The sequence below is a fragment of the Shewanella sp. DNRA4 genome, assembly GCF_012843185.1.
GTDB classification, from domain to species: Bacteria; Pseudomonadota; Gammaproteobacteria; order Enterobacterales; family Shewanellaceae; genus Shewanella; species Shewanella xiamenensis.
In genome coordinates this window covers 181,621-207,869 of the sequence record NZ_JABAIP010000002.1, presented here as the reverse complement: position 1 = coordinate 207,869, position 26,249 = coordinate 181,621, and the positions used below count along the sequence as shown (strand labels likewise).

General features: G+C 45.5%; 28 protein-coding genes. 3 read left to right on the top strand and 25 right to left on the bottom strand.

The annotated features are described in order from the left end of the window. Window positions 1–13: 13 nt before the first annotated feature. From HG547_RS02880 to rpoE, 12 genes are all read right to left on the bottom strand, one after another. A complete protein-coding gene (locus HG547_RS02880; protein ID WP_169546961.1) occupies window positions 14–550 on the bottom strand; it encodes an Mpo1-like protein in 537 nt (178 codons plus the stop codon). A 169-nt stretch (window positions 551–719) separates the two neighbouring features. Next, a complete protein-coding gene (gene acpS, locus HG547_RS02875) occupies window positions 720–1,103 on the bottom strand; it encodes a holo-ACP synthase (protein ID WP_169546959.1) in 384 nt (127 codons plus the stop codon). After that, window positions 1,103–1,840 (bottom strand): pyridoxine 5'-phosphate synthase, encoded by a 738-nt coding sequence (gene pdxJ, locus HG547_RS02870; RefSeq protein WP_088585901.1) that lies wholly within the window; start codon window positions 1,838–1,840, stop codon window positions 1,103–1,105. Before pdxJ ends, acpS begins: the two co-directional genes overlap by 1 nt. A gap of 89 nt (window positions 1,841–1,929) precedes the next feature. Then, window positions 1,930–2,631 carry a DNA repair protein RecO gene (gene recO, locus HG547_RS02865; RefSeq protein WP_037415604.1) on the bottom strand — a complete coding sequence of 234 codons (702 nt, stop codon included), beginning with the start codon at window positions 2,629–2,631 and terminating at the stop codon, window positions 1,930–1,932. 49 nt (window positions 2,632–2,680) lie between these two features. Continuing rightward, on the bottom strand, window positions 2,681–3,700 hold the full coding sequence (gene era, locus HG547_RS02860) for a GTPase Era (RefSeq protein ID WP_169546957.1): 1,020 nt from the start codon (window positions 3,698–3,700) through the stop codon (window positions 2,681–2,683). After that, window positions 3,697–4,377, bottom strand: coding sequence for a ribonuclease III (gene rnc / locus HG547_RS02855; RefSeq protein WP_037427576.1), 681 nt, complete (start codon window positions 4,375–4,377; stop codon window positions 3,697–3,699). Before rnc ends, era begins: the two co-directional genes overlap by 4 nt. A gap of 1 nt (window position 4,378) precedes the next feature. Beyond that, on the bottom strand, window positions 4,379–5,296 hold the full coding sequence (gene lepB, locus HG547_RS02850; protein WP_169546956.1) for a signal peptidase I: 918 nt from the start codon (window positions 5,294–5,296) through the stop codon (window positions 4,379–4,381). Between the two features lie 179 nt (window positions 5,297–5,475). Continuing rightward, window positions 5,476–7,266: a translation elongation factor 4 gene (gene lepA / locus HG547_RS02845; protein WP_037415595.1), complete on the bottom strand. Its 1,791-nt coding sequence runs from the start codon at window positions 7,264–7,266 to the stop codon at window positions 5,476–5,478. 167 nt (window positions 7,267–7,433) lie between these two features. Beyond that, window positions 7,434–7,907 (bottom strand): SoxR reducing system RseC family protein, encoded by a 474-nt coding sequence (locus HG547_RS02840; protein ID WP_037427577.1) that lies wholly within the window; start codon window positions 7,905–7,907, stop codon window positions 7,434–7,436. An 11-nt stretch (window positions 7,908–7,918) separates the two neighbouring features. Then, a complete protein-coding gene (locus tag HG547_RS02835; protein WP_037427579.1) occupies window positions 7,919–8,851 on the bottom strand; it encodes a MucB/RseB C-terminal domain-containing protein in 933 nt (310 codons plus the stop codon). A 12-nt stretch (window positions 8,852–8,863) separates the two neighbouring features. Then, window positions 8,864–9,475, bottom strand: a complete 612-nt coding sequence (locus HG547_RS02830) for an RseA family anti-sigma factor (RefSeq protein ID WP_169546955.1) — start codon at window positions 9,473–9,475, stop codon at window positions 8,864–8,866. 41 nt (window positions 9,476–9,516) lie between these two features. After that, the gene (gene rpoE / locus HG547_RS02825) at window positions 9,517–10,095 is read right to left on the bottom strand and encodes an RNA polymerase sigma factor RpoE (protein WP_037415584.1); all 579 of its coding nucleotides are present in this window, start codon (window positions 10,093–10,095) and stop codon (window positions 9,517–9,519) included. Window positions 10,096–10,284: 189 nt separating this feature from the next. On the opposite strand from rpoE, the gene nadB reads away from it, so the two are divergent. Beyond that, on the top strand, window positions 10,285–11,898 hold the full coding sequence (nadB, locus tag HG547_RS02820; protein ID WP_169546954.1) for an L-aspartate oxidase: 1,614 nt from the start codon (window positions 10,285–10,287) through the stop codon (window positions 11,896–11,898). 115 nt (window positions 11,899–12,013) lie between these two features. Here the strand turns inward: nadB and HG547_RS20785 are convergent, their stop codons facing one another. The 10 genes from HG547_RS20785 to rppH form a co-directional block, all read right to left on the bottom strand. Beyond that, complete coding sequence (locus HG547_RS20785; protein ID WP_224020869.1) at window positions 12,014–12,454, bottom strand: protein YgfX; 441 nt, start codon at window positions 12,452–12,454, stop codon at window positions 12,014–12,016. Continuing rightward, window positions 12,435–12,683 carry a succinate dehydrogenase assembly factor 2 gene (locus HG547_RS02815; RefSeq protein WP_139122633.1) on the bottom strand — a complete coding sequence of 83 codons (249 nt, stop codon included), beginning with the start codon at window positions 12,681–12,683 and terminating at the stop codon, window positions 12,435–12,437. Before HG547_RS02815 ends, HG547_RS20785 begins: the two co-directional genes overlap by 20 nt. 84 nt (window positions 12,684–12,767) lie before the next feature. Further along, entirely contained in the window at window positions 12,768–13,676 is a 909-nt protein-coding gene (nhaR, locus tag HG547_RS02810) for a transcriptional activator NhaR (protein ID WP_169547039.1), read from the bottom strand. A gap of 94 nt (window positions 13,677–13,770) precedes the next feature. After that, a complete protein-coding gene (locus tag HG547_RS02805) occupies window positions 13,771–14,157 on the bottom strand; it encodes a hypothetical protein (RefSeq protein ID WP_037415577.1) in 387 nt (128 codons plus the stop codon). Window positions 14,158–14,159: 2 nt separating this feature from the next. Continuing rightward, window positions 14,160–15,329 carry a Na+/H+ antiporter NhaA gene (nhaA, locus tag HG547_RS02800; protein ID WP_037415576.1) on the bottom strand — a complete coding sequence of 390 codons (1,170 nt, stop codon included), beginning with the start codon at window positions 15,327–15,329 and terminating at the stop codon, window positions 14,160–14,162. Between the two features lie 117 nt (window positions 15,330–15,446). Then, window positions 15,447–16,241, bottom strand: a complete 795-nt coding sequence (gene thyA / locus HG547_RS02795) for a thymidylate synthase (protein ID WP_037415574.1) — start codon at window positions 16,239–16,241, stop codon at window positions 15,447–15,449. After that, a complete protein-coding gene (lgt, locus tag HG547_RS02790; protein ID WP_037415571.1) occupies window positions 16,241–17,047 on the bottom strand; it encodes a prolipoprotein diacylglyceryl transferase in 807 nt (268 codons plus the stop codon). Before lgt ends, thyA begins: the two co-directional genes overlap by 1 nt. Window positions 17,048–17,092: 45 nt before the next feature. After that, a complete protein-coding gene (locus HG547_RS02785; RefSeq protein WP_037415568.1) occupies window positions 17,093–17,893 on the bottom strand; it encodes a sulfite exporter TauE/SafE family protein in 801 nt (266 codons plus the stop codon). A 58-nt stretch (window positions 17,894–17,951) separates the two neighbouring features. After that, complete coding sequence (ptsP, locus tag HG547_RS02780; protein ID WP_144375347.1) at window positions 17,952–20,186, bottom strand: phosphoenolpyruvate--protein phosphotransferase; 2,235 nt, start codon at window positions 20,184–20,186, stop codon at window positions 17,952–17,954. 23 nt (window positions 20,187–20,209) lie between these two features. Then, on the bottom strand, window positions 20,210–20,734 hold the full coding sequence (gene rppH, locus HG547_RS02775) for an RNA pyrophosphohydrolase (protein WP_037415562.1): 525 nt from the start codon (window positions 20,732–20,734) through the stop codon (window positions 20,210–20,212). A gap of 690 nt (window positions 20,735–21,424) precedes the next feature. Between rppH and mutH the strand changes: the two genes are divergently transcribed. Next, window positions 21,425–22,096, top strand: a complete 672-nt coding sequence (gene mutH, locus HG547_RS02770; protein WP_037415559.1) for a DNA mismatch repair endonuclease MutH — start codon at window positions 21,425–21,427, stop codon at window positions 22,094–22,096. A gap of 123 nt (window positions 22,097–22,219) precedes the next feature. Further along, the gene (locus tag HG547_RS02765) at window positions 22,220–23,287 is read left to right on the top strand and encodes an adenylate/guanylate cyclase domain-containing protein (protein WP_037415556.1); all 1,068 of its coding nucleotides are present in this window, start codon (window positions 22,220–22,222) and stop codon (window positions 23,285–23,287) included. Window positions 23,288–23,316: 29 nt separating this feature from the next. On the opposite strand, the gene oxyR is transcribed toward HG547_RS02765, so the two are convergent. The 3 genes from oxyR to HG547_RS02750 all read right to left on the bottom strand — a co-directional run bounded on the left by oxyR (window position 23,317) and on the right by HG547_RS02750 (window position 25,938). Then, on the bottom strand, window positions 23,317–24,228 hold the full coding sequence (gene oxyR / locus HG547_RS02760) for a hydrogen peroxide-inducible genes transcriptional activator OxyR (RefSeq protein ID WP_050991326.1): 912 nt from the start codon (window positions 24,226–24,228) through the stop codon (window positions 23,317–23,319). A gap of 229 nt (window positions 24,229–24,457) precedes the next feature. Continuing rightward, window positions 24,458–24,823 carry an Hpt domain-containing protein gene (locus HG547_RS02755; protein WP_037415552.1) on the bottom strand — a complete coding sequence of 122 codons (366 nt, stop codon included), beginning with the start codon at window positions 24,821–24,823 and terminating at the stop codon, window positions 24,458–24,460. A gap of 185 nt (window positions 24,824–25,008) precedes the next feature. Continuing rightward, complete coding sequence (locus tag HG547_RS02750) at window positions 25,009–25,938, bottom strand: TIGR01212 family radical SAM protein (RefSeq protein WP_169546953.1); 930 nt, start codon at window positions 25,936–25,938, stop codon at window positions 25,009–25,011. Window positions 25,939–26,249: the final 311 nt, after the last annotated feature.

Here is a 26,249-nt window from a genome sequence, read left to right as displayed (position 1 = left end):
CTCCCCCAAGAGATTATTTAACGCTTTGCGTCTTCAGCCGCGCTTCGAGTGCACGGCGTTTCTCAATCGCAATAGGTGTAATTTGGGCATCTAAATCTTTTTCTAGCCCCAGGATAAAATACACTTCGGCCATTAAGAAAAACGGGCCAATTAACAGTTGGTTTAAATCATCAATAAAGGCAGGCTTTGCCTTCTCGTATTGATGGCCAATCAGCTGAAAAACCCAACCGACGATAAATACCGATATAGCCAACCAGAAGGCGTCGGGAGAGGAGGCCACTAACTCTGTTGAATACACGACGGGGGCGATAAACAGGGCCAGACCAATCGCTAACGTTGCATGCAAACGAAAATAATAAACCAGCACGCCAGCCCCTAAAATCACACCTAAACTCACATCGCCAGCACTACCAAGTGGAATACGGATTGTCGCTAATAATAGAAAAGCAGACCATATAATTAATGGGATACCAATAAAATGAGTTCGAATATTGCGCGGATTTAAATGCACACTTTTATAGGTTGATAACTGCTCTACGGCGGATTTCATCTTGGGCTCCTTTTGCTGTGTCCCTGCAAATTAGTTTATAGATAAAACTGTTGACCTAACCTAGCCCAAAAATGCCAGACTGAACAGTAAAAAGTAACAAAAATGTTGCCACGCATTTTACGCAATAAAAAAGGGAGCTAAGGCTCCCTTTGTGCTAATGGGTTAGAAACTAGCGAGATTCTAGGATAACCGTCGCAATAGCGTAGGATTTTTCATCTGCGATTGAAATGTGTCCAACCACACCATTGAGCAAAACTAAACGTTGCAGCGCACCTTCAGTAAAATCAATTGTCGGCGCACCATCAGTCGTATTGCCAATGTGGATATGCTGAAAAGATACGCCACGACCAATCCCCGTCCCCAAAGCTTTAGCGGCGGCTTCTTTGGCGGCAAAGCGTTTAGCTAAATAGCGGCTCGGTTGGCTATGCCGTTGATAGATATCGAACTCAGCCTCTGTCAGTACGCGTTTGGCCAGCTTATCGCCGGAACGTGCCACATGGGCCGTGATACGCTCGATTTCAACTATGTCAGTGCCAAGCCCAACGATTGCCATTATTCGCCTCGACGACCTTCTAACATCAGCGCTTTCATATCTTTAACCGCTGTCGCTAAGCCATCAATGGCCGCACGCGCAACAATGGCATGGCCGATGTTGAGCTCATACAGCTCAGGGATTGCCGCAATTGGCTTAACATTGTGATAATGCAGCCCGTGGCCAGCATTCACCACCAACCCTTTGCCGTGGGCGTATTTTGCCATTTCGCTGATACGCGCAAGCTCTTTGGCCTCATCATCAGCCGTTTTGGCATCGGCATAGCAACCGGTATGGATTTCGATAAGTGGCGCGCCAGAGGCGACTGCGGCATCGATTTGCGTCTTATCGGCATCGATAAACAGTGACACTTGAATACCATTGGCGGCTAAGCGGCTTACCGCAGCAGTGATTTTATCTAATTGACCAGCCACATCTAAACCGCCTTCAGTCGTCACTTCTTGGCGTTTTTCAGGGACTAAGCAAACGTAGGTTGGTTTGACTTCGCAGGCGATGTTGAGCATTTCTTCTGTCACGGCACACTCAAAGTTCATCCGCGTCTTTAAGGTTTTTGCCAGCAGATACACATCGCGGTCGATAATATGGCGTCTGTCTTCCCGTAAATGAATGGTGATACCGTCGGCACCCGCATGCTCGGCAACCGCCGCCGCATGGACAGGATCGGGATAACTGGTGCCGCGAGCCTGACGCAGGGTCGCAATATGGTCGATATTAACACCCAATAAGATACGGCTCATCGGGAACTCCTTTATGTTGTTAAGGCAAGAATTAACGCTGATTTGCGCCCTATTGTACTGGGACAGACTGTAAAAAACAGGAGCTAGGGCTAATTATTCCCATTCATCTTTGGTGCTGTCGCTTGCATAAACAACTGCCGACTCACCAGTGGCTTATCTCCGAGCAATGGTTGCAGCATAGACCGCATCAGTCGTTTAGCTGCTAAAAACTGCTCTTGCAACAGCTCATTATCGTTAAGCGCGGTTAACATCGCGCCTTGATAGGTGTGCTTTGCTCGGCTGTTTAGCACAAATTGAAACCCGAGTTCAGGCACAAGCTGATAGTAATGTTCAGGGATCAGAGGCTCGCCTTGTGTATCGCGGATAAGGGATGGCATAGCCCCGAGTTCCCGCAAAAGCGCCAGTTCAAGGTACCGCAGCTTCGACTCACAAAACTGCGCCGCAAGTCCTACTAAGGCTTGGTGGTAGATGAGGAATAACGCCTCGGCATTATGGTGAACCGACAGGGTTCGCATCAGCAACTCATTGATATACATGCCCGCATACAGGCTATAGCCTGATAAGGGCACGGCTGGCGCGGCCGCTTCAATTTGGCTGATGTTTTTGAGTTCTGATTTACCGCTAAATTCAAAAATCAGCGGCTGAAAGGGCTGGAGGATACTTTTGATGGAGCGTTTACCGCTCCCGACACGCGCGACGGCATCGACACGCCCAATCCCGTCGACCAAGAGATTCACCAGCGCGCTAGACTCCCGATAGGGGCGATGATGCAAAACATAACCCCGTTTCATCAATCTGCGCGCTCGTTCATGGTCAGGCTAGGCCTATCATCAGTAACAATTAATCGTCACCGTAACCTAAGCTTCGCAGGGCGCGTTCATCATCGGCCCAACCGGATTTAACCTTCACCCAGACTTCGAGGAACACTTTGTTATCAAACAAGGTTTCCATATCGAGGCGCGCTTGTGTGGCGATGGTACGGATGCGTTCACCTTTGCTACCAATCACCATCCGCTTTTGGCCTTCGCGCTCGACGAGGATCAGGGCGTTGATTTGATAAACCCCATTTTCCATCATCTTAAACTGCTCGATTTCAACCGTCGCATCGTAGGGCAATTCATCGCCAAGAAAGCGCATCAGTTTTTCGCGGACAATTTCAGAGGCCATAAAACGCTGCGAACGGTCGGTCACATAATCTTCGGGGAAGAAGAATGGATTCTCGGGCAGAGACTCTGCCGCCATCTCTAAAATACGTTTAACGTTGGTGCCCTTACTGGCAGAAATCGGCAGGATCTCATCGAAGGGATACTTCTTGGCCACTTCTTCCAAATAAGGGAAAAGGGCTTCTTTGTCTTTGATATTATCAACTTTGTTGATGGCTAAAACAGTTTTACGCTCTTCACCGCCGCGGCGAAGTTTGCTTAACACCATCTCATCATCGGCGGTCCATGTCATACCATCGACCACAAAAATCACCATAGACACATCGGCAAGCGAGCTCGCCGCAGCACGGTTCATTAAACGGTTAATCGCACGCTGCTCTTCAATATGCAGACCGGGTGTGTCGATAAACACGATTTGGCGCGGCCCATAGGTATGGATACCCATGATGCGATGACGCGTCGTTTGCGGCTTTTTCGAGGTAATACTGATCTTTTGCCCAAGCAAACGGTTCAGCAGGGTCGATTTCCCCACGTTAGGCCGGCCAATAATGGCCACCATGCCACAGTAGGTCACATCATAGTGAACAGACGGCGCTGCTGCGCTCGCTGCATTCATCCTTGCCAGTAATTCATCTAAGCTCGGCTCATTGCTCGCGTTAACGGCATCGACAGCTGGCAAGTCTGTTTTTTTGGTCATTTCTTCAGTAACTCCAATACTTGAGCCGCGGCAATCTGCTCGGCTTTGCGGCGTGAGCTCGCAACGCCAATCACGCTTTCGCTCAAGTCATCTATACGACATTCAACGGTGAATGTTTGATCGTGGGCATCGCCTTCTATATTGATTACTTGGTAATCGGGTAGCGGCTTCTTTAACCCTTGTAAATATTCTTGCAGTAAGGTTTTAGCGTCTTTTTGATTCACACCGGGTTGAATCTCAGATAAACGCTCGGCATACCATTTAAGCAACAGCTCACGGCACACTTCGAGGTCCGAATCTAAGTAAATCGCACCAATAATCGCCTCAACCGCATCGGCCAGAATCGACTCGCGTCGAAAACCGCCACTCTTTAATTCGCCAGGACCGAGGAATAAATAATCCCCAAGTTTAAAGGCTTGAGCAATCAAGGTCAGCGTATCGCCACGCACTAAAGTGGCGCGCATCCGGCTTAAATCGCCTTCAGTCGCCTTAGGAAACTGATGATATAAGGCATCCGAAATGACTATCGATAAAATCGAATCACCTAAAAACTCTAAACGCTCATTGTGCTTATTTGCCGCACTTCTATGGGTCAACGCTTGGGTTAGAAGGTCAATATTCTTGAACTCATAGCCCAATGTACGACACAAACGCGGCAAATTTTTAATCGGTTCCATACTAGTGAATTCCACCTACACGTTCAAAGCGCACACCGCTTGGTACCCAGGTTGGCAGGAAGTCGGCTTTTGAACGGTCAAACTCAAAACTGATCCAGATAGCCACCGCTTTGCCGACAAGATTTTCTTCAGGGACAAAGCCCCAGAAACGGCTGTCGGTACTGTTATCGCGGTTATCACCCATCGCAAAGTAATGGCCTTCGGGAACAAGAAATTCACCCGCGGGTAAATTGCCATCACGCTTGAAATAACCCAACATATCAGGACGGCTTGGATTAATTAAAATATCGTGTGCCACTTCACCGAGTTGCTCTTTATAACGCAGTAAAGGCACACCATCTTGGCTGTAATCACCACGGCTGATTTCGGTACGCGCCACCAGTTCTGGCTCAGGGCAATTGGTTTGCTCCGCGCCACAGGCCTTTTGGATCATCAACTGTTTGTTGCGGTAGATAATCCTATCGCCCGGTAAACCTACAACACGCTTAATGTAATCAACCTGAGGATTCTCTGGGTACTTAAAGACAATCACATCACCACGTTTGGGCTCGCCCGTTTCAATCAGTTTAGTGCGCCATAAGGGATCTTTTAGGCCATAACTAAACTTTTCAACCAGAATAAAATCGCCCACTAACAGCGTTGGCATCATAGAACCCGATGGAATTTGAAATGGCTCATAAATAAACGAGCGCAGGATCAGCACAAAGGCAATCACCGGGAAGATAGAGTGCGCAGTCTCAACCACAGTGGGTTCACGGATAATATTGTATTCGGCTTCCTCAGTTAAATTGGCCTGAGAAGCCTTGGCCAAGGCTAAGCTTTCACGGCGTTTAGGCGCAAATACCAGCACATCGACTAACCAGATCAACCCTGAAATCAGAGTGACTAGCACTAAAATAATGGAAAAATAGGCTGCCATTACGTATTGAACTCCTGCCTTGAAATGTAAAGATCTAAACTCAGCGACTATTGTATTTCGACTCGCGAACTTTAGTTAACTTACCGCATTTATAAAAAAACACCACAAAACATACGATAAGCTAAGTAAAGCGCCGCAAACTGCGGCGCAATAATAGCTAAATTGTGTTATCTCGAGTGTTACTCGTTTAGCTTAAGTACCGCTAAGAACGCCTCTTGTGGCACCTCAACGTTACCCACTTGTTTCATCCGTTTCTTACCCTCTTTTTGTTTATTTAAGAGTTTCTTCTTACGGGAAACGTCACCACCATAACACTTAGCTGTTACGTCTTTGCGTAACGCTTTTACGGTAGAACGGGCAATAATCTGGCTACCGACCGCGGCTTGAATCGCGATATCAAACATCTGCCGCGGGATAAGCTCTTTCATCTTCTCAACCAACGCCAAACCACGGTGACGAATATTCGAACGGTGAATAATCATCGCCAGCGCATCCACGCGGTCGCCGTTGATCAGAATATCTAAGCGCACCATGTCCGCCGGATCGAAGCGGATAAAGTTGTACTCTAATGACGCATAACCACGGCTAGTTGATTTTAAGCGGTCAAAGAAGTCCATCACCACTTCCGCCATTGGCAGATGGTAAGTCACGGCCACTTGATTACCGTGGTAAACCATATTCACTTGAGTACCGCGTTTTTCGATACACAGCGTAATTACGTTACCTAAGTATTCTTTTGGTACCAGAATATTGGCTTCAACAATCGGTTCACGCATCTCTTCGATGTTGTTAATTGCAGGCAAATCTGCTGGATTATCAACATAGATAGTCTCACCACTGGTCATCAGCACTTCATAGACTACCGTAGGTGCGGTCGTGATGAGGTCAAGATCGTATTCGCGCTCTAAACGTTCTTGAATGATTTCCATGTGGAGCAGGCCTAAATAGCCAATACGGAAACCAAAGCCTAACGCAGATGAACTTTCAGGCTCAAAGAACAATGAGGCATCGTTCAGGCTGAGTTTGTTCAGTGCATCACGGAAGTTTTCATATTCATCGGTAGAAATCGGGAACACACCAGCATAAACCTGAGGCTTCACTTTTTTAAAGCCGGGTAATGGCTTATCGGCACCATTTTTAGCCAGTGTTAAGGTATCACCCACTGGCGCACCGTGAATTTCTTTAATACCTGCGATAACGAAACCTACTTCACCGGTTTTTAGCTCGGTTTTATCGGTTTGTTTTGGCGTGAAAATACCGACACGATCTGCGGTATGGTTTTGCCCTGTAGACATCACCTTGAACTTATCACCCTTCTTGAGCACGCCATGTTTAATACGCACTAAAGAAACAACGCCTAAGTAGCTGTCAAACCACGAGTCAATAATGAGGGCTTGCAACGGCGCATCTGGATTGCCTTCTGGCGGTGGAATTTGCTCGACGATAACCTCTAATACATCATCAATACCCACACCGGTTTTTGCAGAACAACGCACCGCGTTCATCGCATCAATACCGACGATGTCTTCAATCTCGGCGGCAACACGCTCAGGATCAGCCTGAGGTAAGTCGATTTTGTTCAGGATAGGTACCACGTCCAGATTCATATCCAGCGCGGTGTAACAGTTTGCTAGCGTTTGAGCTTCAACGCCTTGGCCAGCATCCACCACGAGCAACGCGCCCTCACAGGCGGCTAATGAACGAGATACTTCATAGGAAAAGTCGACGTGACCTGGGGTGTCAATAAAGTTGAGTTGGTAGGTTTCGCCATTTTTGGCTGTATATTCCAACGTAACGCTCTGCGCCTTAATGGTGATACCGCGCTCACGTTCTAAATCCATAGAATCAAGAACTTGTGCATCCATTTCACGGTCGCTTAAACCGCCACAAACCTGAATAAGACGATCTGACAGCGTCGATTTACCATGGTCGATATGGGCAATAATTGAGAAGTTTCTAATGTGTTTCATTATGCTGCTATGACTAATACTGAAAAATGGATACGGTTCAAAGGTGGGAAATTGTACCTGATTGCGGATTCAATACCAATCAGATTCACTCATAGTTGTCTTTATGTCGAAAAATGCCGCCCTCAGCAAAAGTTTATTGTCTAATTGAAATCAATAACAACATGAAATCAAACAGATAATTTATCTAAACTGATCCCTGTGCCTAAATAAGCTAAAATCACAGGTTGCGAATCTACTTCAAGCTGTTTTGCCTTACGTTTTCCAAAGAACCAAGCGGCTAACGCGCCTAAAGCAGCAAAGCCTATCGCACAGAGATCCGAATTGATTACTAACAAACTAGCAAAAAACTGCCCTAATAATCCACCCGCAAATAAGCCGAAGAGTGGCGTCAAATAAACCAAGGCAGCCGCTTTCAAGATGACACTCTCAGGTAGCCCCAGCTTTAGTAGTTCACCAACCTCACAGGCACGTTCACTCTGAATAGAGAATTGCTGTGTCTTTGCAGAAAAAGCCTGTGCAACAGCAGACGTCCCGCAGGACTCACTGCTACTGCAACTCTTGCAGGTGCTTTTAAGCTCGACCTCAACGGTGAGCCAACCTTGATTATCACAGGCGACAACCCGCGCCACTTCTTCCATCATGATGAACCGCTCTATTTTAACATCAAACTTTTCGCGATACGGGCTAAGGTCTCAGTTGGCACTTTACCCACAGCCACCACTTCAGCATTACCGACTTTTTCTGACACTAAAGATAAGCCATTACGCGTAATTAACTCTTCAGGCAATGGCGTTGCTCCAGCCCGAGCAACATAAATAGAAATATTGGCTAAGCCATCAGTCAAGGCAATATATTCAACCGCCTCGTGGCTACCAATCAAACGGTGATGGTCACGCACTACTACGCTAAATCCAGCGGGGAGCCAAGAAAACTGCCAATTTTGTCCATCTTGACGTTCAGCCTGATCGATCACAGCAGGCCATTCTTGCTTGTAGGCTTCCTGTAGAATCGATGGTGGCTCGCTAAATTCAATTAATTCAATCACCATTAGTTGTTCAAGCAATTGCTTATCTTGAGTCAACATGTCATATCTGAGTGGCAAATAGGTGTCCATATCTAACCAGATTTGGAAACCATATCGGTATTCATCATTAGGCAACAAGCGGATCATTTGTCCTGGGCGCCCAGCAATGCGAGTGCGGCCACCTAATACAAATTGATAACCCACTTCTAAATCGCTCATTTTTGATGAGAAAGCCGCAGGCCACACGCCCTGAATATGATTAGAGATGATACTGTACGCGGGTTGATCATGTTCGATAAAGGTGACTCGATTTCCCACTCTTACCGCATTTTTGGGAGGACCGTTGAGGTACTCAAGAAAGGCAACTTCTTGATTATTCACCTTACCGTGAAGATAAACCAAAGGCCGAATATGGTCGGCCTGAAGTTGTATAATCGATGCTTTAAATTCTTTCTCTTTTAAAGCCTGGCTCATTTTCTCAAGCCAGACTTTGGCAGGCATATCTTCCTGCGCCACCGCAGGAAATACCAAGGCTAACAAAGCCAACAGGATTAGACGCAAGCTAACTCCTTACTACTGATTGACAGGAACGGGAATAACCTCGCTATTGTCTTCTACAACGGCACCCGTATTCAATCGTTGTTGTAACATATGATCTTGTATATACGTATTAATTCGGCGACGTTGCTCGTTCATTTGGTCATTAGTGTAGCTCTGATTTTGTTGCACAGGCCCCGTCTGTAAGCTCACTGGCGACGCACTACCCATCAGAGGACGAGTAACAAGCACAGGTGATGGCGACGCGGCATCATCAGCTGTTTGGTTAACGTTCTGTACGCCGACGATGGCAAACATGGCCACAGTAGCGGCAATTGCATACTGACCAAACTGCTTAAATAGTGGCACTACGCGGTTTTTATCCGTTGTTACTTGTTCAGTAATGGCTATCGGTGCCTTTGCTTGGGGCGAGACAATGGCAGGCTCAAGCTCAATTGCAGCAGCAATACTTGCACTAAGGTCTAACGCCATAGTCTGGGGTAATTCACCCCGCATAGCATCACCTATCAAATGATAGTTACGCCATTCATTATGTGAATGCGTATCGGCAGCAAGTTCTGCCATCGTCTGCACATCTGTCTCTCCATCGACAGCGGCAGATACCCATTCTTGACCTAATTTATCCATTGTTCACCTGTCTAAATTTAAGGGTTTCTTAAAATAAGAATTTAGGCTTCCAGCAAAGGCTGAAGCTTTTTATCGATTGCCTCACGGGCACGGAAGATTCGCGATCTTACCGTTCCAACAGGGCAATCCATGATGATGGCGATATCTTCGTAACTCATCCCATCGAGTTCACGCAATGAAATCGCCATACGTAATTCTTCAGGCAATGTTTCTAATGTTTCGAAAACCACTTTCTTGATTTCATCCGATAACATTAGTCGCTCTGGGGAGGCAAACTCCTTTAGCGCATCACTACCTTCATAATATTCGGCATCCTCGGCATCGACATCATTTGCAGGCGCTCTGCGCCCCTGTGAGACGAGGTAATTCTTAGCCGTATTAACGGCTATGCGGTACAACCAGGTATAAAACGCACTTTCACCACGAAAGTTTGGCAAAGCTCGATAAGCTTTAATAAACGCTTCCTGTGCTACATCAGCAACGTCTGCTTGATTACGCACGTAGCGCGAAATCAAGCTAATCACTTTACTCTGATATTTAAGCACTAACAGGTTAAAAGCGTTTTTATCTCCCCGTTGTACGCGCTCAACTAATTGTTGATCACTTATTTGTCCACTCATCCGAGCCGACTTCTCCCAAATCTAAAATGCTGATTTCTCAGTCGCTCGAATCATATTCACTTATGTAGACTCGCGTGCTTTGAAAAAGTTCTAAGAATTATACAAAAAAAGTAAGGTTAAAAGGAAAGTACCCATAATTCGTCAGTTGGTTTACCATAGATGGTACTCTCAGTCATAGCATGATACCCGATGAAACAAGTAGTTGAACACCAATCTGACATATTAGTCATAGGTAGCGGTGCCGCAGGTCTGACACTAGCTTTGCATCTTGCTGAAAAAGCAAACGTAATTCTGCTTTCAAAAGGCCCTCTCTCGGAAGGGTCGACATACTACGCGCAGGGCGGTATCGCCTCCGTCTTCGATGAAAGTGATACTATCGAATCCCATGTAGCCGATACATTAGTCGCTGGTGCTGGTTTGTGCGATAAAGAGGTGGTGACTTTTACCGCCGAAAACGCCAAAAGTGCAATGCAATGGCTAATCGAATGTGGCGTGGCTTTCGATAAAGAAGAAGCCACGGGGAACAATGCTAAAGATGCCCCTTATCACCTTACCCGCGAAGGCGGCCATAGCCATAGACGCATTCTACATGCTGCGGATGCAACGGGCAAAGAGGTGCAGACCACACTGCAAGAACGTGCCCTCGCCCATCCAAATATTCAAGTTTTAGAACGCTATAACGCCATCGACCTTATTACCACCCGCAAATTAAATCGCCCCGGTAATCGCGTGTTAGGTGCCTATGTGTGGAACCGAAATGCCGAGCAAGTTGAAACCATCAAGGCTAAGTTTGTCGCTTTAGCCACTGGCGGTAGTTCTAAGGTTTACCAATATACTTCAAATCCCGATGTGGCTAGTGGTGATGGTATTGCGATGGCATGGCGTGCAGGTTGCCGCGTTGCCAACATGGAATTCAATCAATTTCATCCAACCTGCTTATACCACGCTGATGCCCGTAACTTTTTACTGACCGAAGCCCTACGTGGTGAAGGTGCCTATTTGCGTCGCCCTGATGGCAGCCGCTTTATGCCAGACTTTGATGAACGTGCAGAGTTAGCTCCCCGTGACATCGTTGCCCGCGCCATTGACTATGAGATGAAACGTCTCGGTGCCGATTGCGTGTATCTGGATATCAGCCATAAAGATGCTGACTTTGTAATGAAGCATTTCCCGACGATTTACAGTCGCTGCTTAGAACTCGGTATTGATATTACAAAGGACGCTATTCCGGTCGTCCCGGCAGCCCACTATACCTGTGGTGGGGTGATGACAGACTTACATGGTCAAACCGATCTCAATGGTCTCTATGCCATTGGTGAAGTCGCTTATACAGGCTTGCATGGCGCCAACCGCTTGGCAAGTAACTCGCTGCTTGAGTGCTTGGTATTTGCGCGGGCAGCCTCCCAAGATATTGAGAGTCAACTGCATAAAATCCCCTTTCCAGGCCCAATTCCCGCATGGGATGAAAGTAAAGTTTCTAATTCTGATGAAGAAGTCGTTATCGCCCACAACTGGCACGAACTGCGCCTGTTTATGTGGGACTATGTGGGTATCGTACGCTCAGATAAACGCTTAGAGCGCGCACTGCGCCGCTGCTTGATGTTGCAGCAGGAAATCCAAGAGTATTACAGCAACTTCAGAGTCAGTAATAACCTGCTTGAACTGCGTAACTTAGTGCAAGTGGCAGAACTCATTATTCGCTGCGCGATGGAACGTAAAGAAAGTCGAGGGCTGCACTACAATATTGACCATCCTGAAAAGTCAGCTTCTCCGCTACCGACCATTTTGCAACCTGAAAAATAAGCGGATAGCTTAACTTAAACGCTTTTAACGGGCTAAATCTTAATAAGGATTTAGCCCGTTTGTTATTTAGACGGTGTGAAAGTCGCATCACTCATAGTTCAGATTCAGATTTAGATTAAAGTAGTTCGTGTTGGCTCACCGCCTGAGTTTTAACTTTAAGTAATAGCCGGCACAAGTGGCGATAATCTGTATCACTAAACATATCCGCCCATAGAGGTAAGAGATGCAACCTATCGGCAGATTGATAGTAAACCAAGCAGATAAACGGCGTTACCCAAGTTCTTTGCAATACGTGAAATGCCTCTCCCGTTGATAGCCAGCCTTCTCCTTGACCATTAAGCTCAAAACGGCAATGCCATTTCCTCAGTTGCCATAACTGAGAGCACAAGAATCCCAATATTAAGACGGCGAATATAGCCCTCAGTCCATGTAGTACTGCGGTATCCGTTTCTGGCCAGAGAAGTAAAGAAGTGCTACAGACACAAACAAATACGACCAACGAGAGACGTTGGTCAAAGGAGGCTTTTACACTAAAACTATGGCGCAGCTCGGCCACGGACTTGCACTACCATGCGGGCAAGCTCAGGATCAGGGCAAACTTCATGACCCATAAACCATGCAAATAATTCAGGATCTTCACACTCGAGCAAACGAATAAACAGGGCTTTATCTTCATCAGACAAATCCTGATAAACATTCTCAACGAAGGGCTGGAACAAAACGTCTAATTCGAGCATTCCGCGGCGACATGCCCAACGGACCCGTGCAATGTTCATTAACTCCAAGTTAATCTCTCCCAAAACAAAATTCGCCTTAGTCTATCAGTTCAGTCCATGGAGTGTCGATGCAAGCGTTGTTGAAACACAAGTTTAATACTGCTTAACTTGAGTATCTAATCCGGCAAATAAATCACTAAAATCCGTTTCTAGGAGGCGTTTAACCGCAGGATGCTGGATCATCCGTTCGGCAAACATCACATGGTACTCTTCTTTCACATCTAAGGTTTCACCGAGTAAATGCATGCCATGGGAAATCACTTCTTGGGGATAAATCGATGGCATGACAAAGATACCGCGCTTAAGGTAACCAAAAGCCTTCATCATGGCCGCATCATCAAACTCACCTAAAATACTCACCTTAAGATTTTGCTCATCAAACCAACGATATAGTTGCTGACCGAGCGAAGTTCTACGACCGGGGATCAATAGCGGCCCTTGCTCTAAACAGGCAGGGAAATCCGCACTGTAAACTTCGGCAGAAAAGAAACTCACACCACACTCACCCAGTTTTTTCGATAGAATTTCGGGGTATTTAAGTGACTCGCCCGCACAGTCTGAAAGGATCATATCGAGTTTATGCTCGCGTAAGCGAGACATTAAGCTTTCATGGGTCGCCTCATAACAGGCAAGGTGCATAGAGCCATCATTAGGAACAACCGAGAGCAATACTCTACTCGATAAGGCTTTCGATAAAGCATCAGCAATCCCAACCTCAAATAGAATAGCGTCATCTTTTTGATAGTTAAGTAAATCGAGCATCTCATAACTGAGAGAAAACATTCTATCGGCATAACGAAAGACGAGCTCTCCGAGCTCTGTCGCTTCTAGATTTCTGCCGACACGTTTAAATAAGCTACCGTTTAGCCTGTCTTCTAAGGCGCGGATTTGCCCAGTAATCGTTTGTGGAGCTAAATAAAGGGCTTCTGCAGCTTTTGCCACAGAGCCCTTTTTCTTAATCATCCAAAAATAGTAAAGATGGTTGTAATTGAGATGGAGCATCGCCAATGAGCTTCCTATTAGGGATGCCACAGCATCTATGCTGTGGCATATCGGGTAGCAATGACCCAGCTTAACAAATAATGAGTCAATATCGCTATTTTAAACGCTGGCAATCCAATAAGTTAACAACAATTCCTTGAAGTTGCTCTAAATCTGCGGCAGTACCAGTGCTAACCGCTTCAGTCACCCCAGAGACTAAACTGTCACGATCAGGAATTCGACTAGCACAATAAGTACGGTTTGCTTCTTGGAAACGTTTACCGCCACGGTATTTTAATGCTCTAGACTCGTAACCATTGGTTTCAAGCCTCGCGCCTAATGCCTCAGGTTTAAACATTAATGCCCCATCAACTATCCCCTCAAGATAGCTTTGGCAGGTTTGTGATGCGACATCTTTGTTGCAGGCATCAATTTGCGAAGCCATGGCACTTGAAGATAATGCTAACAATGCAGCAACTCCCACTAATTTCATATTTATCATAGTTATACTCCTTTTTTTGGTAACACTTTTGATAACCAGAAATACCCGATCAGGGCTGCGAGAATTGAGCCAATCAAGGTGCCAAGGCGTGCTAAATCGCCGAACATAGGGTCTGCCTGTTCAAATGCCAACGAAGCAATAAACATCGACATGGTAAAACCAATCCCGCACATCGCCGCCACGGGTGCGATCTGTTTCCAACCGATACCATCAGGCAACTGTGCTAACTTAAGCTTGACAGCAACAAAGCTAAACAGCATCACCCCTATCGGTTTACCTAACATTAATCCCAACGCAATCCCTACTGGCACAGGGGAAATAAGCGTATCTAAGCTCATGTTTCCTAAAGCGACTCCGGCATTAGCAAAGGCAAATACAGGCAGGATCAGGAAGGTGCTCCATGGGTGTAAACTATGCTCTAAATGCTCAGAAGGCGAACTACCATCTTTTGCCCGAAGAGGAATACAGAAGGCAATAATGACACCCGCTAATGTGGCATGAACACCTGACTTGAGCACTGCAACCCACAGGATAAGCCCTAATACGCCATAGGGTGCTAATGAGGTCACCCCTTTACGGTTTAAAGCAACTAAACCAACAATCGCAATACTGGCAATGATTAAACTAATGGTTGATAAATCGGTACTGTAGAAGAGGGCGATAATCACAATAACGCCTAAATCATCGATAATGGCTAATGCCAGCAGAAAGACCTTTAAAGCAACGGGTACGCGGCTACCTAGCAACGCCATGATCCCCAAAGCAAAAGCAATATCCGTCGCTGCAGGAATTGCCCAACCCGCTTGAGTGATAGGATCACCATAGTTAAATAAAAGATAAATTCCCGCAGGCACTAACATGCCACCAATGGCAGCAAAAGTTGGCAGAGAAGCCTGTGCCACACTCGATAATGCGCCTTCGAGTAGCTCGCGCTTAACTTCTAAACCAATCAGCAAGAAAAATAGCGCCATTAGACCGTCGTTAATCCACAGCAACAATGGCTTATGCAGATCGAGTGCACCGACACGCACCTGTACTTCAGTACCGAGAAAACCTTGATAGAGTCCCGCGAGAGGAGAATTGGCCATCAACATGGCAAAGGCAACGGCAATCAATAAAAGGATGCCGCCTGCAGACTCTTGGCTTAAAAAATTTCTAATCGCTTTTTCCATCTTGCACTCCCAAAAATCATAATAGATTGAGTGTAGACGAAGAAAATGAACAAGTATAATCGTTAGTTTCGACAAAACACCTCGGCTATTCCGAGGTGTTGATCGATTAATTCGCCATTAAACGGCAACAGGCGCTTTGATATGTGGATGTGGATCGTAGTGGGTCAGTTCGAAGTCTTCGAATTGATAATCGAAAATAGAGGCAGGTTTACGCAAAATTGTCATGGTGGGTAAAGGTCTTGGCTCACGGGTCAACTGCAACGCAGTTTGCTCCATATGGTTGGAGTATAAATGTGTATCGCCACCCGTCCAAACAAAGTCACCTAAGGCTAAATCACATTGTTGCGCAACCATCATCGTCAGCAACGCATAGCTGGCGATATTGAATGGTAAACCTAAAAATACATCACAACTGCGTTGGTACAACTGGCAGGATAATTTGCCGTCGGCGACATAAAACTGGAAAAACGCATGGCATGGCGCCAGTGCCATTTTATCCAGCTCGCCCACGTTCCATGCAGAGACAATCAAACGGCGCGAGTCGGGTTGCGATTTAATTTGCGCAATGACCTGCGAAATTTGATCGATAGCCTCACCACCTTGGGTCGGCCAACTGCGCCACTGTGCACCGTAAACAGGGCCTAAATCGCCGTTTTCATCGGCCCATTCGTCCCAAATACTGACCTTATTGTCACGCAGATAAGCAATATTGGTCTCCCCTTTCAGGAACCACAACAGCTCATGGATAATCGAGCGCATATGGCACTTCTTAGTGGTCACTAAGGGGAAGCCCTTACTCAAATCGAAACGCATTTGATAGCCAAACACCGAGCGAGTCCCCGTACCTGTACGGTCTGATTTATCCACACCTTCGGCTAAAATGTGTTTCATCAAGTCTAAATACTGCTGCATTACTGCTTACCCTCTGGACGAAGAATTAAATATAAACCGAAGAGGATCATCGGCACTGAGAGGATCTGCCCCATTGTCATAAAGCCCCAATAGAGGCCTAACTGTGCATCAGGTTGCCGTACCGTTTCGACAATCACGCGGAAAATACCGTAGCCAAGTAAGAACATACCCGATACTGCGCCGACTTTCTTAGTACGTTTACTGAACCAATAAAGGAGCAAGAATAATGCAACACCTTCAAGAGCAAATTGATAGAGCTGTGAGGGATGGCGTGGTTCTGGTCCACCGCTTGGGAACACCATAGCCCAAGGCACATCAGTCACGCGGCCCCATAGCTCACCATTTATAAAGTTACCAATACGGCCGGCCCCAAGCCCAATAGGCACCACGGGCGCCACCATATCCGCCACGGCAAAGAAGGTACGCTTTTGCTTCCAAGTGATATAAATCATGGCGGTAATCACCCCAATCAAACCACCGTGAAAGGACATGCCACCTTCTGAAATTTTAAATAAATACATTGGACTAGCGAGAAAATAATCAAAATGATAGAAGAGCACATAGCCAATACGACCGCCTAATATCACCCCTAGGAAGCCATAAAACAGTAAATCGGAAACCTGCTCTCTCGTCCATAAACCATTGGAACGATCAGCCTGGCGATTGAGTAACCACATCGCCGCCACAAAACCCACTAAGTAAGTAAATCCATACCAACGCAGCGCAGGTTCAAAGGTTTGTCCAAAAATATCAAAGGGACCAAACTTCACGATCACAGGATCGATATTGGGAAAATTCAATGCCATAACTTATCCATCAACAGCCTCAAATTGAGGGCTAAAAACTAAAAATCAGCTCAGAATTAATTTGAGACCGACACAAAGGAGTAAAAGTGCAAATATTTTTTTAAGGACTGGGGTGGGCCAAGTGCTTGCAGCCTTCACACCAACCGGAGCCATTAAAATTGAGGTTATGATTAAGCCAAATAACGCCGGTAAATAGATATAGCCTAAGGTACCATAGGGCAATTCAGGGGCATTCATGCCCGCAATAATATAGCCGAAACTGCCAGAAAGAGAGATTAAAAAGCCCATCGCAGCAGAAAAACCCACGGCTTGACGCATCTGTAAACCATAAAAAGTCAAAAATGGCACTATCAGTATACCGCCACCTATTCCTGTCAAACCGGCCAAAACCGCAATCAAAGCCGATACAACAAAAAGCACGACTGAATTAGGTAATTGGCGATTTGATTCGGCTTTTACGGGATAAGCCATTTGAATTGTCATTAAAATCACAAAGATGGCAAAACCTTTCTGTAAAGCATCAGCAGGAATACGCTCAGCAATAAAACCTGAAGCCAGCGCGCCTATAATCAGGCCCGGTAACATTGATTTGAACAATTCCCAAGGCACATTACCGCGCTTATGGTGGGCACGTGCCGATGAAATAGAGGTAAGAATAATGGCGGCTAGCGAAGTGGCAATCGCAATATGAGGTAGCTGCGTAGAGCTAATACCGACCGATGGCAAAATATAAAGCAATGCAGGCACGACAATCAAGCCGCCGCCGATACCTAATAATCCTGCCATAAAACCGACAAACGCACCTAACGCCAAGCAAATAAAGAACACCAACAACAAACTATCCACACGAATACCTACAGCGTGATTAAGTGAAGCCTTAGCTTAAAGCAAAAGGCACGATTAGTTAATTAAGAATTGTGGCTAATCCTTGCTGAGTAAAATATTCTTTAACCAGCTCACGCACTTGGAAACCGTTAGATAGGCTTAACGCCTGCGCGAGTAGCTGTGCTAAATCATCACCAGAGACTCGGCGCAGCAGATAGTTAATTCGCGCTAAACTGCCTTGGTTCATACTCAATTGGTTGTATCCCATCGCCACAAGCAAGATCGCGCCCATGGGCTCGCCAGCCAACTCACCACAGATACTGATATCAAGATGATGATATTCACAATCTATTCTTGCCTGATGTAAGGCCCGCAAAATCCCCGGATGATAACTGTCAAATAATGAACTAACCCTCGGGTTATTGCGATCGACTGCGAGTAAATATTGGGTTAAATCGTTACTCCCAACTGACACAAAATCCACTCTCTTTGCCACTTCATCTAACTGATATAGCATTGCAGGCACTTCGAGCATTATGCCAATACGCGGCATTTCGATATTGCTGTTGACATCATTTTTGAGTTCAATATAAGCCTGCTCTAAGTAGGCTAGAGCTTGATCGATTTCATCTAAATTACTGACCATGGGTAACAAAATGCTTAACTGCTTGCCTTCTGCGCCAGCCTGCAACATGGCCCTTAACTGCACAAGAAACAGCTCAGGGTGATCCAGTGATAGTCGAATACCACGCCAACCGAGGAAAGGATTGTCTTCTTTAATCGGGAAATACGGCAAAGGCTTATCGCCGCCAACGTCTAAGGTTCTCATCACTACAGGGCGACCAGAAGCCGCTGAGAGTACCTGTTGATAAACCTTTACCTGCTCGGATTCACTCGGAAAACGCTGCTGCAACATAAAGGGGATTTCAGTGCGATATAAGCCGATACCATCTGCCCCCTCGGCAATTTCCGAGGCGACACCACTGAGTAATCCCGCATTGAGATAGAGTCTAATTCGCGTGCCATCAAGCATCACAGAGGGCAGCGCTAACTCCTGTGCGTATTGGCGCTGCAACGCTTTTTGCGCTGAGATAAGGCTGCGATATTCGCTAACAATAGCAGGCGATGGCGACACCATAAGCTGCCCACGGCTGGCATTGACGACTAACAGCTTTTGATCAATATCGGCGGAAAGTAACTGTTCAACGCCTGTAATCGCAGGTACACCAAGCGCACGCGCTAAAATCGCCGCATGGGAGTTAACGCCACCGAGCTCGGTCACAATCCCGGCTAATTTTTGCCGAGGAAATTCAGCCAACATTGTAGCATCGGCTTCTTTCGTCACTAAAATCACAGGTTTATCAGGTTCATGCTCTAATCGCTCAGGCTCAATCAATTGCCTTAGCACCTTTTGCCCCAAATCGCGGATATCACTGGCCCGCTCCTTGAGATAAGGATCTTCCATCGCCAAAAACTGCTGAATATAACGCAACGAAACCCGGCTCACCGCCGATTCAGCCTCCCAGCCCTGCTGTACTTCACGGGTATATTCACCACCGAGGCTGGCATCATCGAGTAGTAACTGTAAGGCATTGAATATTGAGGCGACCTCCTCATCCTGTTCTCGGTCGAAACGCTGAGATAGCGCACCAATCGCCTCTTTACAACGCCCCATTGCCGCGACTAAACGGCTGGATTCAAGGGCAATGTCCTCGCAGCGCACATCGGGCTGTTCGAGAGAAATCTCTCCACCGAGCACTAACGCGTGTGCAATAGCGATCCCACTGGATGCAGATGTCCCTTGGAATAAAATCTGTTGATGGAGTGAACTGACCTGCGCCTTTTGTTTTAATCCTCGGATCGCCATCGCAAGCTGCGCAGCCAAGGTCATTAAAAAGGCTTCTTCGCCTTCGCTAAATTGCCGTGCACTAGCTTGCTGCACCACAATCACACCCACAACCGCTTTTTGATAAATAATAGGGACAGCTAAAAAGGCACGGTATTCTTCTTCTGCAACCTCGGGAAAGAGCTTAAAGCGCGGATGTAAACGTGCATCGGCTAAATTCACCGCCTCCTCACGCTCGGCAGCTAAGCCCACCAAGCCCTGAGTTAAAGGCATGCGCACTCGACCGACAGCGCTCTTTTCGAGACCATCGGTTGCGGATAAAACGAGTTCTTGCTGCTCTAGGATATAGACCGAGCAACATTGGGTTTCCATCGCAGCCTTGGTCGATGAAACTAGGACTTCTAATGCGGTTTCTAAGCTGTGGGCAGAAGCCACAGCTTGGGTAATATCCCTGAGCGTATTTAACACTGTTTTCAATCCTCTTTTGAAAATCAGCCCGTTGTCTTTTGTCTTACCCGCTTCCTCGGTATTTCCTGGGTTTGGAATGACAATGCCGTTACCGCAAATTCTTTCATGACCTTACGATAAACATCACGCTTAAATGAGACAACCTGCCGCACCGGATACCAATAACTTACCCAGCGCCAATCGTCAAACTCAGGGTGGCCTGAAGAACTTAAATTAATCGCACTATCTTGGCTTTTTAGTTGTAACAGAAACCACTTTTGCTTTTGGCCAATACACACAGGCTTACTGTCCTGTCTCACTAAGCGTTTAGGTAAACGGTATCTTAGCCAAGAGCGCGTCGAGGTTAATATAGTGACATGCTCGGGTTTTAAGCCAACTTCCTCATACAATTCACGGTACATTGCCTCTTCGGCCGATTCACCATCATCTACACCGCCTTGGGGAAACTGCCATGAGTGTTGTCCAAACCGTCTGGCCCACATGACTTGGCCATATCTGTTACAAATTATTATGCCCACATTTGCGCGAAAGCCGTCGCTATCAATCACATGGACTCCAAATAAGGATAAATTTTAATAAAGCGATTGTTTCACAAAGCCCGTCTCTCAGCAAACCTCTATTTTCAGCTTATCTTTGGATAAATAGTTTCAACTTACTACTTTATCAACAACTCATCGACTTAATCTAAGGGGATATCCACATTTTCTGTGGATATCTCTGTTTGAAACTAGGGTAAACTAGGTATATCGTTCAAAAAACAACAAATAGAATATACATCACAATGCATACCACATCAAAAAAATAACCTATAAATCATTAAGATAAACCTTAACAATTTACAAAATATCTATCCAAACACACAAATGCTCACTTTTTAACCTAAAATAAATTCTATTATTTAATTAGAGTAATCCTTAAATGTTATACACAGAGCACACCCAAAATTACCCACATTCCTATTTAAAAATGCCACTTACTACCATTGACTCAAAGATTTTATTCAGTTAAAGGCACACGCATTGTGAGTTATCCATAATATCTGTGGATAAATATGTGAGAAACGCAAGGGAAAGCCGAGAGTAACTTTGAACACTTTAACTGAACTCTGCCGAAAACCAGATAAAAACAATATAAATCATACACTTAAATACAAAAACCTAGCAGTGCACTTATTCTTTTTTTAATGCTCATTTTTTGACCTTGGTTGCTAAGCAGTTATTTTCCAGTAAAATTCGCCTATGAAACCTATTATTCCCCCTCAAAATCTGAGCGAATTGCTCGAACGCGCTAATATGATGGCCGGCGTATCTTTGGCGCAAATTGCTGCCCATCGCGGCATTCATGTCCCCGACAATCTGAAACGCGATAAAGGTTGGGTGGGACAACTCATTGAAATGGAATTAGGTGCGATAGCAGGTTCGAAACCAGAACAAGATTTTCTTCACCTCGGAGTAGAGCTAAAAACTATCCCCATTGATCATCAGGGCAAACCACTAGAAACCACCTATGTGTGTGTTGCACCGCTGACCAATATCGAAGGATTAACTTGGCAAGACAGCTTAGTGTGTCACAAGTTACAACGAGTACTGTGGGTACCAGTAGAGGGGGAGCGACATATCCCTGTGGGTGAACGCAGAGTTGGCACACCAATACTGTGGCAGCCCGATCCACAAGAGCAAGCATTACTGCAACAGGATTGGGAAGAAATCATGGAGCTGATTGCTCTTGGTAAAGTCGAAAATCTCACCGCTAGGCACGGTGAAGTTCTCCAATTACGCCCTAAAGCCGCCAATAGTAAGGCATTGACTCAAAGTATTGCCGAGGATGGCAGCCTCAAAATGACCAATCCTCGCGGTTTTTATCTCAAGACCGCCTTTACAGCAATGATATTAAATAAAGTGTTTGGTTAAATTTTCGTAGCTATATAGCGTTGTATTGATCCAGATCACAAATATCACTGGCACTCTAGTGATGATTTTCTATAAACTACGGCATCCTGAAATATATGGCCGTATTCGGATACAAAACCCGTTGTGAGAACTCGTAGACAAGCGAAAAAACTTCTTTTTGCGATATTAGCTTGGGCGATAGCCATGGCTGCATTCGTGTTTTTTCGATATGCCCAATCACCAGAACTGCCGCAATGGGCTGTAGGTTCGGCTGATCTCGCGACACTCGCCGTCTATATGGGGATTATTTTTGGCAGCTTACACTGGATGTCCAATCTGATAGCTGATTTTAGCGCTATCAATCGCCTACCTTATATCTTCTCAGTCATTTTTAAAGGATTGTTCCTGTTATTGGGTGCAACAACCTTAGCTTATATGACCCAATTTCTAAATATGTGGGCCATTGAAAATCACATGTCGACCCTTAGACAAATGCTTACGGCGCATATTCTCTATAGTCCCTCATTCCAAGCCTTAATTGTTTATTTAGTCGTAGTACGAGTGAGCTTAGCCTTTGTTGAGCAGATGGGGCTTTTAGTTGGGCCACGTATTTTACTCAATATTGGTTTAGGTAAATACCATAAGCCAAGATACGAACAGCGTTTATTTCTTTACTTAGATATGGTCGCCTCAACAACTCACGCTGAATCCCTTGGCGATTATCGCTTTAGTCGCCTAATCCAAGATAGTTTTAGCTTACTTTCAGATACTGTGAGTAATAACGAAGCTGAAATCTACCGCTATATGGGTGATGCTGTATTAATCCATTGGCCCTTAGAGGAAGGTGTTGTGCACGACCGCTGCATGAATATCTATTTTGAATTTAGCCAGCAATTAAATTGGCAGAGACGTTACTTTGAAGAACACTATGGTTTTGTGCCTAAATTTAAAGCGGCAGCTCACTGTGGGCAAGTCGTTGCAGCAGTTGTTGGTGTTCAAAAACAAGAAATTAGCTTCTTTAGTGATGTGCTAAATACGTTAGCGAGACTGCAGGATCAATGTAATCCCTTAGGACAGCGTATGTTGATCTCTGGCGCCTTAGCGGGACGACTCGATAATCCTAACAGTGAGTATCGTTTGACTAATCTGGGCCCAATTAAATTAAAAGGGAAACAACACTCGATTGAAGTGTTTGGTGTTTCCCCTTTATAAACCTCACCAAAAGCAAAAATACTCAGTGATTATGCGGTTTCGTTAGCTAACAATTTTTGGATCAATAAACCTAGCGTACGGAAAGTTAAAATTCGGCTGGTTGTTTGTCGCCATACTAAACCGATATCGCGATATGGCGCTTCACCTGGTGGAGTCATGACCACCAGATCGGTATCATTCAAGATCCCTGCATCAATCGCCATTTGCGGTAAGAACGTTGTGCCCAGTTTGCTATTTACCATTTGTACTAAGGTATGCAGACTCGTGGCAGCAAAAGGATTGACTTTAGCACTGTCGCCCAACTGACAAGCAGTAATGGCATGGCCAGTAATACAATGCTCGCTCTGCAACAGAAAAATACTCTCATCAGGTAATGTCTGATAATCGATCGGCTGATGAATTCCACCCACTAAATCTTTGTGGATCACCATCTTAAAGGGATCAATACCAACCTTCATGCTGTGGTAGCCACTGGTATCAACGGGTAGAGCAAGAATGAGTATATCTAACTCCCCTTTACCCAACGCATCGAGTAAGCGCTCTGTTGTATCCTCTTTGAGTAATAGGCTCATCGCGGGATAAGCGTGTTGGCACTGTTTGACAACGCGGCTGAGTAAAAATGGAGCAATGGTAGGAATACAACCTAAGCGGATATCCCCCGTCATAGGCTCACCTTGGTTTTTAACCAATTCAACTAAATCATCTACATCCGTGAGAATTTTGCGAGAACGTTGCACCACTTCCTCACCAATAGCGGTGAACATAAAAGACTTGTGATCCCGTTCAATTAACTGGTGGCCAAGCTGTTCTTCAAGATTCTGAATGCCGCTTGACAGAGTCGATTGGCTGACAAAACACACCTTAGCGGCGCGATTAAAATTCTGCTCTTGATGAAGATTCACCAAGTAATATAGATTCTTAAGGCTAGGTAAATTTTTCATTTTATCGATTGCCACTACGGTTATGAATTAATAAATTTAATCAACTCTAGCATAAGTTATCAACTAAAACGCGGCTAAATTACTCAATAGTGTGAGCAAAATCGATTTTCAATCAAGGTAAAACGCTTGAGGCGACTCAGAATACCGGAGGGAAAAGCAAAAGAGGGGATAAAACGAGAAGGAAGAAGTTATCGAGGTGCAACCTTTACGCCGCACCTCGCAAACCAAACTAGGCTTTAGCCTGTAAGAATTGCTTTAATTGCTGCAGATCGGCACTCGCAAATTCAACAATTTGCGCGACCCAAGTTGCATGTTCAACTTCCCAACGCGCTTCTTCGCCATGCTGCAGTAATTGGGCAATTTGCTGAATACGTTTTAAACCAACTGAACCCGCTGCACCTTTAAATTTGTGGGCCTCAGAACATAAAGTGTCCTTGTCAGCAGCTTCGTTAGCCTTTACTAGATTCCCAACATATTCAGGCATTAATTGCTCAAATAATACCACGCTCTTTAGCAAAGTACCGGCACCAATCGCGCTGCAATACTGTTCTAACGTATTGAGATCTAGAATTGTCTCTAATTCAACTGTGGCCATCTAGGCCTCCCTTAAGTAGTCCAATGCTTAAAACAAATTTATGACATGATACCCACTAAAATTGTCAGTGCAACTTATAGCAGCATTTGTGGTCAAAAGATGTTTTTATTAACAAAAAATCAACTATATCAAATACTATTAGCGATAAAAAATTACCAAATGAATCCATTCAGCAAATATGGACATTATGGTCGCGCTAATGCCGCCCCTTGTCCACCCTTACTCGCAAGATCCTCAACAATCGCCACTAAGCCATTCCAACGATAACCACACCAATCGGGTGCCAGCAGTATCGGTTTTTTCGCATAGGCGGTCACCCGATGAAAGATCACCTCTTTCGGTGTATGTCGAACCAGTTCGCCGACACAAGCCGCATACTCCTCAATACTGAGCAAAGGTAAGCGCCCTGCACGCCAAGCTTTTGCCATAGTACTGCCCTCAACCACATGTAATGGATGAAGCTTTAAACCATCTACGCCCTGCGTCAGCACGGCCTGAAGGGTCGCCATGTAATCGAGACGAGTCTCACCGGGTAAACCTAAGATAAGGTGAGTACACACCTTTAATCCTCGACTTCTCGCCCGCAAAACGGTATCGCAATAACAGGCAAAATCGTGCCCACGGTTAATCTTATGCAAAGTCCTATCATTGGCGGTTTGCAATCCAAGCTCCAACCAGACATCGACGCCCTTTTGCTGATAACTCACTAATAAATCTAATACATTATCTGGCACACAGTCGGGACGAGTACCAACACACAGGCCCACAATCTCACTGTCTTTGACCGCCTCATCGTATTTAGCCATCAGCACTTGATACTCATCATAAGTGCTCGTATAAGCCTGAAAATAAGCAATAAACTTATCCGCATTCAGCTTGGGTTTCGCCTCTTTATAACGGGCTTTCCCTTGTTCTAGCTGCTCACTGATGCTGAGCGTTTCCGTTTGCTGATAACTAAAGGACGCCACATTGCAAAAGGTACAACCACCACGTCCAAGCGTGCCGTCACGGTTAGGACAAGTGAATTTGGCATCTATGGTGAGCTTGCGTAATCGCTCACCGTATTTAGCCTTACAAACAGCACCAAATGTGTTTACGTATGCATCGAGTCCCATTAGCTCGCCTGCCATATTTCATGTCGTTTCATTAAAAATAACCAAGATAAAATCACAAGAAAGAAGAAATAATGATGTGTAGATAGACGAAAAAACTCATGATAAACAAAGCGAGCACACTTTTCTTGGCGGTAAATCAAACTCTCATAATATTCACCATATCCAAGCTAAAAACCTGAGCCGCCCCTCACAGTGCCTTTACATTCTGTGATAGCATTCACAACCAAACAGAATAACAATTCACTTATTTCATATTTTTATACAAGCACTGTATTTGCAATAAAAATCACTATTTCTAAATCAAAAACAAT

Bases quoted from the DNA above. Each gene is read 5' to 3' on its own strand.
- rnc (WP_037427576.1), bottom strand. From the start codon at position 4,377: ATGGAACCGATTAAAAATTTGCCGCGTTTGTGTCGTACATTGGGCTAT.
- HG547_RS02755 (WP_037415552.1), bottom strand. From the start codon at position 24,823: ATGGCCACAGTTGAATTAGAGACAATTCTAGATCTCAATACGTTAGAA.
- era (WP_169546957.1), bottom strand. From the start codon at position 3,700: ATGACCAAAAAAACAGACTTGCCAGCTGTCGATGCCGTTAACGCGAGC.
- HG547_RS02840 (WP_037427577.1), bottom strand. From the start codon at position 7,907: ATGATGGAAGAAGTGGCGCGGGTTGTCGCCTGTGATAATCAAGGTTGG.
- lepA (WP_037415595.1), bottom strand. From the start codon at position 7,266: ATGAAACACATTAGAAACTTCTCAATTATTGCCCATATCGACCATGGT.
- HG547_RS02830 (WP_169546955.1), bottom strand. From the start codon at position 9,475: ATGGATAAATTAGGTCAAGAATGGGTATCTGCCGCTGTCGATGGAGAG.
- oxyR (WP_050991326.1), bottom strand. From the start codon at position 24,228: ATGAAAAATTTACCTAGCCTTAAGAATCTATATTACTTGGTGAATCTT.
- lgt (WP_037415571.1), bottom strand. From the start codon at position 17,047: ATGGCATTGAATTTTCCCAATATCGATCCTGTGATCGTGAAGTTTGGT.
- nhaA (WP_037415576.1), bottom strand. From the start codon at position 15,329: ATGGAAAAAGCGATTAGAAATTTTTTAAGCCAAGAGTCTGCAGGCGGC.
- mutH (WP_037415559.1), top strand. From the start codon at position 21,425: ATGAAACCTATTATTCCCCCTCAAAATCTGAGCGAATTGCTCGAACGC.
- pdxJ (WP_088585901.1), bottom strand. From the start codon at position 1,840: ATGAGCCGTATCTTATTGGGTGTTAATATCGACCATATTGCGACCCTG.
- HG547_RS02805 (WP_037415577.1), bottom strand. From the start codon at position 14,157: ATGATAAATATGAAATTAGTGGGAGTTGCTGCATTGTTAGCATTATCT.
- rpoE (WP_037415584.1), bottom strand. From the start codon at position 10,095: ATGAGTGGACAAATAAGTGATCAACAATTAGTTGAGCGCGTACAACGG.
- thyA (WP_037415574.1), bottom strand. From the start codon at position 16,241: ATGCAGCAGTATTTAGACTTGATGAAACACATTTTAGCCGAAGGTGTG.
- HG547_RS02880 (WP_169546961.1), bottom strand. From the start codon at position 550: ATGAAATCCGCCGTAGAGCAGTTATCAACCTATAAAAGTGTGCATTTA.
- nhaR (WP_169547039.1), bottom strand. From the start codon at position 13,676: ATGCTCCATCTCAATTACAACCATCTTTACTATTTTTGGATGATTAAG.
- nadB (WP_169546954.1), top strand. From the start codon at position 10,285: ATGAAACAAGTAGTTGAACACCAATCTGACATATTAGTCATAGGTAGC.
- acpS (WP_169546959.1), bottom strand. From the start codon at position 1,103: ATGGCAATCGTTGGGCTTGGCACTGACATAGTTGAAATCGAGCGTATC.
- recO (WP_037415604.1), bottom strand. From the start codon at position 2,631: ATGAAACGGGGTTATGTTTTGCATCATCGCCCCTATCGGGAGTCTAGC.
- HG547_RS02750 (WP_169546953.1), bottom strand. From the start codon at position 25,938: ATGGGACTCGATGCATACGTAAACACATTTGGTGCTGTTTGTAAGGCT.
- lepB (WP_169546956.1), bottom strand. From the start codon at position 5,296: ATGGCAGCCTATTTTTCCATTATTTTAGTGCTAGTCACTCTGATTTCA.